The 13,350-nt window shown below is 71.6% G+C and carries 11 protein-coding genes; 3 read left to right on the top strand and 8 right to left on the bottom strand.

Annotated features, from left to right (window positions below; translation table 11 throughout):
- Window positions 1-5: 5 nt before the first annotated feature.
- The 3 genes from ABT294_RS21715 to ABT294_RS21705 all read right to left on the bottom strand — a co-directional run bounded on the left by ABT294_RS21715 (window position 6) and on the right by ABT294_RS21705 (window position 3,220).
- A complete protein-coding gene (locus ABT294_RS21715) occupies window positions 6-872 on the bottom strand; it encodes a carbohydrate ABC transporter permease (protein WP_350807924.1) in 867 nt (288 codons plus the stop codon).
- A gap of 11 nt (window positions 873-883) precedes the next feature.
- Window positions 884-1,846, bottom strand: a complete 963-nt coding sequence (locus ABT294_RS21710) for an ABC transporter permease (protein ID WP_350807923.1) — start codon at window positions 1,844-1,846, stop codon at window positions 884-886.
- 228 nt (window positions 1,847-2,074) lie between these two features.
- Window positions 2,075-3,220, bottom strand: a complete 1,146-nt coding sequence (locus ABT294_RS21705) for an ROK family transcriptional regulator (RefSeq protein WP_350807922.1) — start codon at window positions 3,218-3,220, stop codon at window positions 2,075-2,077.
- Between the two features lie 179 nt (window positions 3,221-3,399).
- Here ABT294_RS21705 and tdh point away from each other — a divergent pair, with 179 nt between their 5' ends.
- The 3 genes from tdh to ABT294_RS21690 all read left to right on the top strand — a co-directional run bounded on the left by tdh (window position 3,400) and on the right by ABT294_RS21690 (window position 6,706).
- Window positions 3,400-4,428 carry an L-threonine 3-dehydrogenase gene (gene tdh, locus ABT294_RS21700; protein ID WP_350807921.1) on the top strand — a complete coding sequence of 343 codons (1,029 nt, stop codon included), beginning with the start codon at window positions 3,400-3,402 and terminating at the stop codon, window positions 4,426-4,428.
- Window positions 4,428-5,597 carry a glycine C-acetyltransferase gene (locus tag ABT294_RS21695; protein ID WP_350807920.1) on the top strand — a complete coding sequence of 390 codons (1,170 nt, stop codon included), beginning with the start codon at window positions 4,428-4,430 and terminating at the stop codon, window positions 5,595-5,597. The genes tdh and ABT294_RS21695 overlap by 1 nt, the downstream gene beginning before the upstream one ends.
- A 152-nt stretch (window positions 5,598-5,749) precedes the next feature.
- On the top strand, window positions 5,750-6,706 hold the full coding sequence (locus tag ABT294_RS21690; RefSeq protein WP_350807918.1) for a LysR family transcriptional regulator: 957 nt from the start codon (window positions 5,750-5,752) through the stop codon (window positions 6,704-6,706).
- Between the two features lie 30 nt (window positions 6,707-6,736).
- Here the strand turns inward: ABT294_RS21690 and ABT294_RS21685 are convergent, their stop codons facing one another.
- The 5 genes from ABT294_RS21685 to ABT294_RS21665 form a co-directional block, all read right to left on the bottom strand.
- Window positions 6,737-8,554 (bottom strand): GTPase, encoded by a 1,818-nt coding sequence (locus ABT294_RS21685; protein ID WP_350807917.1) that lies wholly within the window; start codon window positions 8,552-8,554, stop codon window positions 6,737-6,739.
- Entirely contained in the window at window positions 8,551-10,497 is a 1,947-nt protein-coding gene (locus ABT294_RS21680; protein ID WP_350807916.1) for a GTPase family protein, read from the bottom strand. Before ABT294_RS21680 ends, ABT294_RS21685 begins: the two co-directional genes overlap by 4 nt.
- A 10-nt stretch (window positions 10,498-10,507) precedes the next feature.
- Entirely contained in the window at window positions 10,508-11,164 is a 657-nt protein-coding gene (locus tag ABT294_RS21675; protein WP_350808200.1) for a response regulator transcription factor, read from the bottom strand.
- Window positions 11,165-11,229: 65 nt separating this feature from the next.
- On the bottom strand, window positions 11,230-12,651 hold the full coding sequence (locus tag ABT294_RS21670) for a sensor histidine kinase (protein ID WP_350808199.1): 1,422 nt from the start codon (window positions 12,649-12,651) through the stop codon (window positions 11,230-11,232).
- A complete protein-coding gene (locus ABT294_RS21665; protein ID WP_350807915.1) occupies window positions 12,651-13,343 on the bottom strand; it encodes a response regulator transcription factor in 693 nt (230 codons plus the stop codon). The genes ABT294_RS21670 and ABT294_RS21665 overlap by 1 nt, the downstream gene beginning before the upstream one ends.
- Between the last annotated feature and the right edge of the window lie 7 nt (window positions 13,344-13,350).

Raw genomic sequence — 13,350 nt, 5'->3', positions numbered from 1 at the left:
GGGTTTCAGCCCTTGATGGCGCCGGTCAGGACGCCCTTGGTGAAGTACTTCTGGAGGAAGGGGTAGGCCAGCAGGATCGGGACCAGCGCGATGATCAGCACCGCCATCTGCACCGAGGCGGCCGGGAGGTCACGGACGATCGCGACGTCGGCGCCCGCCTGGCCCGAGCCGCGGAAGATGTACTGGCGCAGCACCACCTGGATCGGGTGCTTGGTGGGGTCGTTGATGTAGAGGATCGCGTTGAAGAAGGTGTTCCAGTAGCTGACGGCGTAGAAGAGGCCGACCACCGCGATGACGGCCTTCGACAGCGGGATCGCGATCCGCCACATCATCCGCCACTCGCTGCAGCCGTCCATGCGGGCCGCCTCAAACAGCTCGTCGGGCAGGCTCTGGAAGAACGACCTGACCACGACCACGTTGAAGGCGTTGAGCAGCACCGGCACGATCAGCGCCTGGTAGGTGTCGAGCAGCCCGAGCTCCTTGACCGTCAGGTAGGTCGGGATCATGCCCGGCGTGAACAGGAATGTGGCCAGCACCATCAGCAGGATCGGCTTGCCGCCGAGCATGCCTCTGCGCGACAGCGCGTACCCGAGGAAGACCGTGCAGAGCAGGCTCAGCGCCGTGCCGGTGACCGTGATGCCGATGCTGATCAGCACGGCCCTGGTGACCTGCCCACCCGACAGGACCAGCCGGTAGGCGTCCAGGGACGGGTGCGAGGGCAGGAGCACGTAGCTGCCGCCGTTGGCGATGCTCTCCTCGCGTCCCGTCAGGCTGGTTCCGACCGCCAGCCCGAACGGGTAGAGCACGGCCAGCACGATGGCGGTGAGCACGGCGAACTTGAGCGTGCGCCCGGCGAGCGTCGGGCGTTCCATCCATGGCGCCCTCATCGGTAGATCCCCTGCTCTCCGAAGCGGTGTGCGAGTTTGTTGGCCGCGTAGATCAGCGCGGCGCCGATCAGGCCCTTCATCAGGCCGGCGGCGGTGCTCATCCCCCAGTCGCCGTTGATGACGCCGTGGTGGTAGACGTAGGTGTCGATCACCTCGGACGCCTCCGCGCCGACGGCGTCACGCTGCAGGATCATCTGCTCGAAGCCGACGGAGAGGATGTCGCCCAGGCGCAGGATCAGCAGCATGAGGATGACCGGGCGGATGCCGGGCAGGGTCACGTGCCACAGCCGTCGCTTCCAGTCCGCGCCGTCGATCGCGGCCGCCTCGTACTGGCTCAGGTCGATGGCGGTGATCGCGGCCAGGAAGATGATCGTCCCCCAGCCGCAGTCCTTCCAGATCACCTGGGCGGTCACGAGCAGCTTGAAGGTGTCCGGGTTGGACATCAGGTTGCCGATGGTGACGTCGTGCGCGTTCAGGAAGGTGGTGAGCGTGCCCGCGCCGCCCACGACCTGCTGGAACATCGCGACCACGACGACCCACGACAGGAAGTGCGGCAGATACACCACGGTCTGGATGAATCGCTTGATCCGGTGGCCGACCAGCGAGTTCAGCAGCAGGGCCAGCGCGATCGGCGCCGGGAAGAACAGGATGAGCTGGAGTGCGGTGATCTGCAGGGTGTTGCCGACCGCCGTCCAGAACTCGGGCTCGTCCAGGAGCAGGGTGAAGTTCTCGAGGCCGACCCACGGGCTGGCGTCGACGCCCAGGAACGGGGCGTAGTCCTTGAACGCGATCACGTTCCCCACCAGGGGCACGTAGAAGAAGATTGCGAAATACAGGACGCCCGGAACGCACAGCGCCAGCAACGTCCAGTCGCGTCTCAGCCGATCGCGGAGGGTTCGGCGCTGTGGGCGGGTGCCCTGCTGGGCATCCACCAGGGGGGCCGCCGTGGATGCGACCACGTCTCACCTCCAGGTCTGTGCGGGGATGCCCTGGAGGCTAGCGCCCATTTATGCAAAAAACTAGAGTAAATGGGACGCGATTGGGCATGCTGTGAGCATCGCGTGCGCGCCGACGGCCCTGCGACAGGGATTCGGCCAGCCAGATATTCAACCTGGCAGCGTAATGAGCAGCCGTTCAGCGCGCGTTCGGCGCGCGTTCAGCCCGGCAGCGTGAAGCTCAGCACGCGTTCAGCGTGGCAGGGTGAAGAGCAGCCGTTCGGCGTGATCGAGGGCGTAGCGCACCGCGCCGAGCGTGATGCACTCGTTGCCCAGCCCGGACGCGACGACCCGCGGCGGGTACAGGCAGTACTCGTCGAGCACCTCCTGGATCGGCTCCACCAGCAGGTCACCGGCCGACGAGAGGCTGCCTCCGACCACCACCAGCTCCGGGTCGAGCGGGTTGACCACCGTGATCAGCCCGCCCGCCAGGCCCCGCGCGAACTCCCTGACGGCCTTGGCCGCCCGCTCGTCGCCCGCCCGCGCCCTGGCGATCGCGAACTCGGCGCTCTGCCTGCTCGACCGCAGCTCCCCCGGCTCCACGGACATCGCGTAGTCCATCACGTGCCTGAAGGCGATCCAGTTCTGGTTGGGCTGCCTGCCGATCTCGCCGGAGGCCGCGTGGGCACCCCGGTGCGGGCGGCCACCGATGAGCAGCCCTATCCCGATCCGGTCGGCGGCGAAGAAGTAGACCACGTCGCTGCGTCCCTGGGCGGCGCCGCGCCAGTGCTCCGCGAGCACGGCCAAGCGCATGTCGTTCTCCACGACCACCGGCACCGGGATCCTGGCCTGCAGCTCCTCCTGGAGACGCACCCCCGTCCAGTCGGGCAGGACGACGCTCTTCACCACCCGGCCCTCGCCGTCGACCACGCCCGTGGTGCCCACGCCGACCGTGAGCAGCTCAGGCACGGCCTGCCCCGCCTCCTCGGCGACCGTCGCGACCAGCTCGGCGACGGCGTCCACCCGTTCGGGCGCCGGGGTGTCGACGGGAAGGAGCCGCCTGCGGGTCGTGACGAGCCCACCGTTGAGGTCGGCGACCATCGCCCGCACGCCGGAGCGTCCGATGCCGACCCCGGCCACGTGCCCCACCGACGCCCGGAACCTGAACCGCTTCGCCGGCCTGCCGCGCTGCCGGTCGCCCGCCTCGTCCTCGACGCACTCCTCCGCCCACCCTCCGGCGAGCAGGTCGTCGACGATGACCTCGGCCGTGGGCCTGGACACCCGGGCGGCTCTGGCCAGCTCGGAGAGGGTCGCCGCCTCGGCCTCGCGCAGCACGCGCAGGATCGCGGCCGAGTTGAGCTTGCGCAGAAGGGAGGCGTCGCCGCTCTGTTGTCGCACCGATTCCTCCAGTCATCGTCAGGATTGTCATCCTACTTAACCAACTCCTTTGCGTAATCGTGCCCGTCCCCGCCTGCGGCGTGAAGCTGTGCTGTGGGGGCACTTAAGAATCCCTCGATGGACAGTGCCGCTGCTGAACGGGCACAGTGCGTTAGGTTCGGACGAGGGGGAGTCGTGCCATGAAAGCGCTGGTCAAAGAGCGGCCCGAAAGCGGCCTCTGGCTGGTCGACGTGCCGGAGCCTACGGTTGGCCCAGGCGAGGTGCTGATCAAGGTACTCCGCACCGGGATCTGCGGCACAGACCTGCATATCCGGAAATATGACGACTGGGCGCGGCAGACCCTGAAGCTTCCGTTGATCGTGGGACACGAGTTCAGCGGCGACGTCGTCGAGGTCGCCCCAGGGGTCGAGGACATCTCCGTCGGCGACCTGGTCAGCGGCGAGGGGCACATCGTGTGCGGCAAGTGCCGCAACTGCATGGCCGGCCGCCGCCACCTGTGCCGCAACACGGTCGGGCTCGGCGTGAACAGGAACGGCGCCTTCGCCGAGTACGTCACGCTGCCCGCCTCCAACGTCTGGGTGCACAGGACGCCCGTCGACCCCGACGTGGCCGCCATCTTCGACCCGTTCGGCAACGCCGTCCACACCGCGCTGTCGTTCCCCCTCGTCGGCGAGGACGTGCTGATCACCGGCGCCGGCCCGATCGGCCTGATGGCCGCGGCGGTGGCCGCGCACGTGGGCGCCCGCAACGTGGTGATCACCGATGTCAGCCCCGAGCGGCTGGACCTGGCCGGGAAGCTGGGCGCCACGCTCGCGCTCAACGTCGCGCAGACCTCGATCGCCGACGGCATGCGCCGCCTGGGCATGCGCGAGGGGTTCGACGTCGGGCTGGAGATGTCGGGGAACCCGCGGGCCATGCGGGACATGATCGCGAACATGACGCACGGCGGGAAGATCGCGATGCTCGGGCTGCCCGCCGAGGAGTTCGCCGTCGACTGGGCCACGATCGTGACGTCCATGCTCACCATCAAGGGCATCTACGGCCGGGAGATGTTCGAGACCTGGTACAACATGTCGGTCCTGCTGGAGAAGGGGCTCGACCTCGCTCCGGTGATCACCGACAGGTTCTCGTACCGCGACTTCGACGCCGCCTTCGACACGGCCGCCAGCGGCCGCACCGGCAAGGTCATCATGGATTGGAGCGCGTGATGTTCACCAATACCCGCGAGCAGCTGCGGGCGACCCTCGACGACATCGCCGAGGCGGGGCTGCTCAAACCAGAACGGGTGATCACCACACCGCAGAACGCGGCGGTGAGCGTGGCCGGGCGCGAGGTGCTGAACTTCTGCGCCAACAACTACCTCGGCCTGGCCGACAACCCCGAGGTGATCGACGCCGCCAAGCAGGCGCTCGACCGGTGGGGCTTCGGCATGGCCTCGGTCCGGTTCATCTGCGGCACCCAGGAGGTGCACAAAGAGCTCGAAACCCGGCTGTCGGAGTTCCTCGGCATGGAGGACACCGTCCTGTACAGCTCGTGTTTCGACGCCAACGGCGGCGTCTTCGAGACGCTGCTCGAGGCTCAGGACGCGGTGATCTCCGACGCGCTCAACCACGCGAGCATCATCGACGGCATCCGGCTGTCGAAGGCCAAGCGCCTGCGGTACGCCAACCGCGACATGGCCGAGCTGGAAGCCAGGCTGAAGGAGGCGTCCGACGCGCGCAGGAAGCTGATCGTCACCGACGGCGTCTTCTCCATGGACGGATATCTCGCCCCGTTGCGGGAGATCTGCGACCTGGCCGACCGGTACGACGCCATGGTCATGGTCGACGACTCCCACGCGGTCGGCTTCGTCGGCCCGACCGGGCGCGGCACCCCCGAACTGCACGGCGTCACCGACCGGATCGACATCATCACCGGCACGCTCGGCAAGGCGCTCGGCGGCGCCAGCGGCGGCTACGTCGCAGCCCGCAAGGAGATCTGCGAGCTGCTGCGCCAGCGCTCCCGCCCGTACCTGTTCTCCAACTCCCTCGCCCCCGTCATCGCCTCGGCGTCGCTGCGGATCCTCGACCTGCTGGAGACGTCCAGCGAGGCGCGCGAGCAGCTGCGCGCCAACACCGCCCGGTTCCGCGGCGCGATGGCCGAGGCCGGGTTCGACATCCTGCCGGGCGACCACCCGATCGTCCCCGTGATGATCGGCGACGCCGCAGAGGCCGCCGCCATGGCCGACCGCCTGCTCGACCTCGGCATCTACGTGATCGGCTTCTCCTACCCGGTGGTGCCGCACGGCCAGGCCCGGATCCGCGTCCAGCTCTCGGCCGCCCACTCGACCGAGGACGTCGACCGTGCGGTGGCGGCGTTCGTCCAGGCCCGCGGCTGACCGCCGCCACCGCCTGACAGGCGTCCCCGCCGGTGGCCGAGGCCGTGCCTCCGATCGACGCGCTCATCGACCGGCCTCCGGCGCGGCCGTGATCGACGGATCGGAGGGGGACGTCGGCGCGGGCAGCGGGCATGGCTGAGTATTCTCGCTGCGTGATAGACACGCGGCGGCTGCGGACGCTGCGCGCGGTGGCCGACCACGGCACGGTCACCGGCGCGGCAGCCGCGCTCCACCTGACCCCGTCGGCGGTCTCGCAGCAGCTCGTCGCGCTCGAGCACGAGGTGGGTCACCGGCTGTTCACCCGCGACGGGCGGGGTGTCCGCCTCACCGCCGTCGGCCGGATCATGCTCGGGCACGCCAACGAGGTGCTGGCCCAGCTCGAACGCGCCGAGGCCGAGGTGGCCGCGTACGCGACGGGTACGGCGGGCGAGGTGACCGTGGCCTGCTTCGCCACCGCGATCAGCGCCGTGCTCTCACCCGCGATCGCCGACCTGCGGGCCAAGGCGCCCGGCCTCGAGGTCCGCGTCCGCGACGCCGAGGGCGACCACGGCCTGGCGCTGCTCCTGGACGGCGAGGCCGACCTGACGATCTCCGTCGAGTACCGGGGCGCGCCCGACGCGGCCGATCGCCGCCTGTCGCGCCTCCCCCTGTACGCCGAGCCGTTCGACCTCGTCCTCCCTCAGGACCACCTCCTGGTCCTCGCCGACCACCCGCACGGCCATTTCCGGCCGGACGAGGCGCCGACGGCGCTCGGGGACGTGCCCCTGGCGGCGCTGGGGGACGAGCCGTGGATCGGCCCCTACCCCGGCAACCCCGTGCACGACGTGATCACGTTCGCCTGCGAGCAGGCGGGGTTCACGCCGAGGTTCGCGCACTCGTCCGACGACTTCCGCGCGGTGGTGGCGCTGGTGGGTGCGGGTGCCGGGGTGGCGCTGGTGCCGAGGCTGGCGCTGCGTGACATGGTGCTGCCGGGCGTGGCGGTCCGCCGCACGCCCGGGCCGGAACGCCGCGTCTTCGCCGCCGTCCGCCGGGGTGCCGACGCGCATCCGCTGCTGCGCCCCCTCCTGGACACCCTCCGCACGGTCGCGGGCTCCCTCGTCCACGACTGAGACGCGGACGGTCACTGGTGGACGGCGGGGTCAGGCGCGGGCCTGGGCGAGGGCTTCGGTGAAGCGGGCGTACCTGTCCAGTTCCGTCTCGACGGGTCCGAGGACGTACTCGTCACCCACCTGGGCGATGCTCGCCCGCAGCGCCTTGGACGCCTGCCGGGCCCTGCGCCGGCCGCCCGCCCAGGCGGCCAGCCGTGACAGCAGAGCGACCAGCATGCCCGCGACGGCCCCGCCGAGCAGCAGCGTGGTGGGCCACGGCAGCTCGCCCGCGGTCGGCGTCGGCGGTTCGGGCAGCTTCAGGTAGGCCATCCCGAACAGCGCCCCCAGCCAGAGGGCTCCCGCCACCATGGCCGCGAACACCAGCCACTGCAGCGCCCCCACCGCCCGCCACCACCGGGGACGCCCGGTCGCGCCCAGGGACGTGGTGGCCACGGCCCGGTCCAGCGCGTCGGCCAGCTCATCCGTGCGCGAGCGGGCCACCTCCCTCACCGAGGCCGCCCAGGGCGCGGGAAGGTCCCGCGCGGCCCGCTCGCTGACGTCCCGGATGGCGGTGCCGACCTGCGCCTTCTGGACGGCCGAAGCGGCAGGCACAGACGTGCGCCCGACGACCTCCCCCGCGCCCGAACGCCGGGAGTCACGCCCAGCCCCCTCCGAGCCGCGCCGGGCAATCTCCCCGGACCGCGCGGACCTGATGCCTCGGCCGGTGACCTCCCCGGATGCGCGCTCGGGGAGCGCTCCGGTCTGCGTGCCGAGGCGGAGCCTGCGCAGCGGGTCGGGACGGAACCGGCGCAGCCACCTGGTGACGGGCCATCCGGTCGCGACCACGGCCCGGTGCCGGTGCCCCCTCTCCACGGCCTCGACCACAAGGGGCACTCCCGCTGCTTCCGAGAGCGCCACCGTGAGCCGTCCCGCCCGCAGGCCCGACACGGGCTGCCCGGTGCCCAGAGCTCCAGTGCCCGAGACATCGATGCCGGGCGAGGAGGCGGTGGGCGAACAGGCGGCGGCGAGGGCGTCGGCTGCGGTGGCGACGTCCGCCGCCAGCCGGGACGCCCACGACCTGCGGTGCGTGACCCGCTCCGACAGCAGGGCGCGCAGCTCCGGCAGGCCGGCGCCGGTGCGCGCCGAGGTGCCCAGAACAGGCACACCGGCCAGGCCGTCCTCGTCGAGGAGGCGGCGCAGGTCGGCCAGGCAGCGGTTCACGGCGTCGCGGGGCAGCCGGTCGATCTGGTTGAGCACCACGACGGTGACGTCCCGGTGCCTGGACAGCGGGCGCAGGTAGCGGTCGTGGACGGCGGCGTCGGCGTACTTCTGCGGATCCAGCACCCACACCAACAGGTCCACCAGCTCGACCAGCCGGTTCACCTCCAGGCGGTGGGCCAGCTCGATGGAGTCGTGGTCGGGAAGGTCCAGAAGGATCAGGCCGGACAGGTCGCCCGGCTGCTCACCATGCGCGTCCGGCCCGCCATTCGGCCGGCCCGGCTGACCCGGGTCGCCGGCAGCGTGTCTGCGGGGGACGGACAGCCAGTCGAGGAGGGGCCCCGCGCCTGCGCCGTCCCAGAGCGCGGCCTGGGCGGTCGCGGTGGTGGGCCTGGTGACGCCGACCGCGGCGAGATCGGTCCCGGCCACGGCGTTGAAGAGGGACGACTTCCCGCTCCCCGTGGCACCGGCGAGCGCCACCGCGGTGTGCTCGACCGACAGGTCGCGCCGCGCGCCCGCCCGCTCCGCCACCGCCCGCGCGGCCGACACAGCGGTCTCGGGCAGCCGTCCGGTGCCGAGCTCGGCCGCTTCCAGCAGGGCGGCCAGCCGGGTGTCCAGGGACGGCCCCTCCTTGCGGCGCAGCAGCTTCACGATCCCTCCCCCACGTCACGCGCGGGACGCTCCCGGTCATCCCCCACGTCACGCGCGGGACGCTCCCGGTCATCCCCGACGTCGCGCGACGGGCTGCCCCCAAGGTCCCCAAGGCCCCCAAAGTCCCCGTGATCTCCCTCACGCCGGTCGCCCAAGGAGTCGACGTCAGGCCGATCGGAGGCCGGGTCACCGCTCTCAGCCGACGTCGGGCGCGCCCCCTCGCCCCCCTCAAGCGCATCTGTCGCCGGGCGTGCCGTGGTATGGCGGTGGCGGATCGCGGTGGCGGCCTGGCGGAGGGCCTCGGCCGTCCCGTCGGGCGGTTCGACGGCGTCCAGCAGGACGGTGTACCGCGCCGCCTCCTCGTCCAGCAGCGCACGGACCCGTTCGCGCAGGTCGTCGCGGGCCCGGACGGTCAGCGAGCGGACGGCCTGGTCGCCGAAGACCGCCTCCAGCAGCTTCTGTGACAGGACGCTGGTGCCGCCCGCGATGCCCACCTCGAGCCCGGTCAATCCCCCGGTGGACGCGAAGACGCCCAGCATCAGCAGCAGCCCGGCCCCGTTGACGCCGAACGACGCCACCCTGGCGGTGGTCCGTTTCTCGGCCCCTTCCTCCCTGACCAGGTCGAGGACGTACTCCTGCCAGCCCCGCACCGCCGCCTCGGCCCGTTGGCTCACGTCGGGGGAGGCGCGGCCGAGCCTGGCCGCTTCGACGGGGCCGAGCCGTCCGAGCAGGTCGAGCCCGCCAGGGGCGGCCGACCAGCCGTCGAGCGAGCGTTCGGCGGCGGCGTCGGCCGCGCCCCTGATCAGCGTCTCCACGCCGCTTTCGAGCGCGACGCGCAGGTCGGCGCCGGGCGGCTGCCCGGTGAAGAAGCCGACGATCCTGTCGCGCAACCGTCCCACGCGGCTCTCCAGGGAGCGCATCAGGTCGCCGGTGCCGATGAAGTCCTGCCAGCGGGCCAGCACCTCGCCGCGCAGCAGCGACCCGTCGCGCATGCCGGCGTCGAAGTCCGCCATCCCGCCCGCGTACGCGCCGGACACGATGGACCGCAGCCCGTCGAACCCGGAGCGCTGCCGGACGACCGCGTCGGCCAGCGACGGCACCCGGGCGGCGAGGCTGTCGAGCGCGCCGGACAGGGTCTGCCGGACGACGCGGGACCGCTCGGCCGCGTCGGAGGCGAGCGCCGACAGCCACTCCGAGATCGGGCAGACGAGCGGAGCGGGCAGCCGGGCCCGCTCGGACGGCAGCGCGGCCTCCGGCACGGTGAACAGCCGGGTGCCGTCGAGGCCGTTCTCGACCAGCAGGCGTCGCAGGTCGCGCGAGACCGGTCCGACGGCCTCGTCGGGCACCCGGTCGAGGACGACCGCCAGCGCGGTGCTGCGCTCGCGGGCCGAGCGCAGGAAGCCCCACGGCACCTCGTCGGCGTAGCGGGCGGCGGTCGTGACGAACAGCCACAGGTCGGCGGCGGCGAGCAGTTGCGCGGCGAGTTCGCGGTTGGCGGTCACGACGGAGTCGATGTCGGGCGCGTCGAGCAGCGCGAGCCCCGCGCCGAGCGAGCCGGACGTCACCACCCGCAGCGCCCCCGCGGCGGAGCCGGTGGCCCGTGACAGGCCCGGCAGCACGTTCTGCCCCATGAACCAGTCGTGGTCGGCGGGGCTCACCACGAGTGTCGGCACCAGGGTGGTCGGCCTGAGCACGCCCGGCTCGGCGACGTCGGCTCCGACCAGCGAGTTGACCAGGGTGGACTTGCCCGCCCCCGTGGACCCGCCGACGACGGCGAGCAGCGGCGCGTCGATCGCCCGCAGCCTGGGCAGCAGGTAGTCGTCGAGCTGCCCGGCCAGCTCGGCGAGCGCGTGACGGTCCGCCGCGGCCTCTCCGATCGCGAGCGGGAACAGCTCGCGGTCCAGCTCGCGGCGCAGCCCTTCCAGCGCGCCCAGCAGATCCATACCGTCCACGCTAGCCCGCGGGCGGCTCCCTCAGCACGTAACCGACGCTGCGCAGCGTGTGGATGAGCCGGGGTTCCACGTCGTCCACCTTGCGCCGCAGGTAGGAGACGTACGACTCGACCACGCCGGCGTCGCCGCCGAAGTCGTAGTTCCACACGTGGTCCAGGATCTGCGCCTTCGACACCACCCGTCCGGCGTTGGACATGAAGTAGTGCAGCAGCTTGAACTCGGTCGGTGAGAGGCGCACCTGCCGTCCGCCGCGCCACACCTCGCGCGCTTCCTCGTCCAGTTCCAGGTCGGCGACCTTGAGGCGGCTCATCGGCACGGCGTCCGCCCGGGTGCGGCGGAGCACCGCGCGGATCCTCGCCTGCACCTCTTCCAGGCTGAACGGCTTGGTCACGTAGTCGTCGCCCACGCCCAGACCGGCGATCTTGTCCTCGGTGTTGTCGCGGGCGGTCAGGAACAGCACGGGCGCGGTAATGCGCTTGGCCACCTCGAACCCGTCGAGGTCCGGCAGCATCACGTCGAGGATGACCAGGTCGGGGCCGACCCGCTCGGCCACCTCCACGGCCTCGTACCCGTCGGCCGCCGTCAGCACCTCGAACCCGGAGTAGCGCAGGCTCGCGGACAGCAGATCCCTGATGCTGGGCTCGTCGTCCACCACCATGATCAGCGCTTCCGGTTTGCTCACCCTCCCAGACTGACCCAGAGAGCTGAGGAAATGCTGAACGTCTACTCCAAGGCGAGTGGGAGTTCGACCCGGAACGTCGACCCCGCGCCCGGCGAGCTGTCGAGCCGCACCGTGCCGCCGTGCGCCCGCACCAGTGCCTGGACGATGGCCAGCCCGAGCCCGCTGCCCCTGTCCTCGCCCGAGCGGCGCCGGGACCTGGCGGAGTCCACCCGGTAGAAGCGTTCGAAGACCCGCTCGACCTGGTCGGGTGTGAGCCCCGGCCCCTTGTCGGCCACCTCCAGGAACACCGTACGGCCCGCCACCCCGACGCGGACGGTGACCGGGGTGCCCGCCTCGGTGTGGACGAGGGCGTTGGTCACCAGGTTCGAGACGACCTGCCGCAGCCGGACCTCGTCGCCCGAGACGATCAGCGCCGCGCCGCCGACGACGTCCAGGCTGATCGCCCGGTCGGGGGCCAGGATCCTGGCGTCCTGGACGGCGTCGGCGGCCAGCGCCAGCATGTCCACGGGACGCATCTGCAGCGGCCTGGCCTGGTCGACCCTGGCGAGCAGCAGCAGGTCGTCGACGAGCAGGCTCATCCGCCCGGCGGCCTTCTCCACGCGCTGCATCAGCTCGGCGGGGTCGGCGGACGGGTTCTGCCTGGCGTACTCGGCGAAGCCGCGGATCGAGGTCAGCGGGGTGCGCAGCTCGTGCGAGGCGTCGCCGATGAACTCGCGCATCCGGTCCTCGGAGCGCCGGGCCGCGGCCTCCGACGCGGAGCGGGCCGCGAACGCGGTCTCGATCTGGGCCAGCATCCCGTTGAGCGACCTGGCCAGGCGGCCCACCTCGGTCCGCGGGTCGCCGTCGGGCACCCGGCGGCCCAGCTCGCCGCCCGCGATGGCGCCGGCCGTGCGCTCGATCGCGACCAGCGGGCGCATGCTCCTGCGCACGATCGTGACGCCTACCACGGCCAGGATGAGCAGGATGCCGCCGCCGCCCAGCAGCTCGATGAGGCCGAGCCGCCTGGTGATCTCGTCGACCTCCTCCAGGTCGGCGGCGACCACGAAGGTGTACCGGGGGGTGGTCATCTGGAGCACCCGCCACTCGCCGCCGCCGCTGACGGCCTTGGCGGTGTAGGTGTCGTCGCGGGGGGCGGGTGACAGCACCGGCAGCGGCTTGAAGTCCACGTCGCGGCCGGCCAGGAGCGGGGTGAACCTGCCGTCGGGCTGCTTGATCAGGACGATCGTGTCGGACTCGATGAGCGGCGGCTTGTCGCCCGGCTTCTTGCCCTTGTCCCGCCGCATCTGGTCGTACTCGAGCTTCTTGTGCATCCGCACCGAGACCAGGTTGACCTGGCTGTCGACGCGGTCCAGGAGGTAGCCGTGCAGCACCGACACGCTGACCAGGCCGATGAAGGTCAGCCCGAGACCGAGCAGGGCCAGCATCACCGCGATCAGCTTGATCCGGAGCGGCAGGCCGCGCATCACGGGCCCGGCGGCTGCCGCAGGACGTATCCGACGCCGCGCAGGGTGTGGATGAGCCGCGGGCTACGGTTGTCGATCTTCCGGCGGAGCACCGACACGTAGGACTCGACGATGCCGACCTCGCCCCTGAAGTCGTAGTCCCAGACGTGGTCGAGGATCTGCGGCTTCGACAGCACCCGTCCGGCGTTGGTCATGAAGTAGCGCAGCAGCTTGAACTCCGTCGGCGACAGGGCGATCGCGTTGCCGCCGCGCCAGACCTCGTGGCTCTCCTCGTCCAGCTCGATGTCGGCGAACGTCAGCCTCGGCGGCGGTGGCTGCACCTCACCGCTGGTGCGGCGGAGCACCGCGTGGATCCTGGCGACCACCTCCTCGAGGCTGAACGGCTTGGTCACGTAGTCGTCGCCGCCGATCGTCAGGCCGCGGATCTTGTCCTCGGTCTCGTCGCGGGCGGTCAGGAAGACCACGGGCGTGTGCATGCCGCCGCTGCGCATCCGCCGGACGATCTCGAAACCGTCCACGTCGGGCAGCATGACGTCGAGGACGACGAGGTCGGGCCGGTGCCGTTGCACGGCGTTGACGGCGTCCAGGCCGCTCTTGGCGGTGGTCACGTCGAAACCCGCGAACCTCAGGCTCGCGGCGAGGAGTTCGAGGATGTTCGGGTCGTCCTCGACGATCAGCAGGCGCGCTTCCATCACCCCT

This window comes from Nonomuraea sp. NPDC000554 (assembly GCF_040300065.1).
Classification (GTDB): Bacteria; Actinomycetota; Actinomycetes; order Streptosporangiales; family Streptosporangiaceae; genus Nonomuraea.
This window is presented reverse-complemented; position numbering and strand designations above follow the sequence as displayed.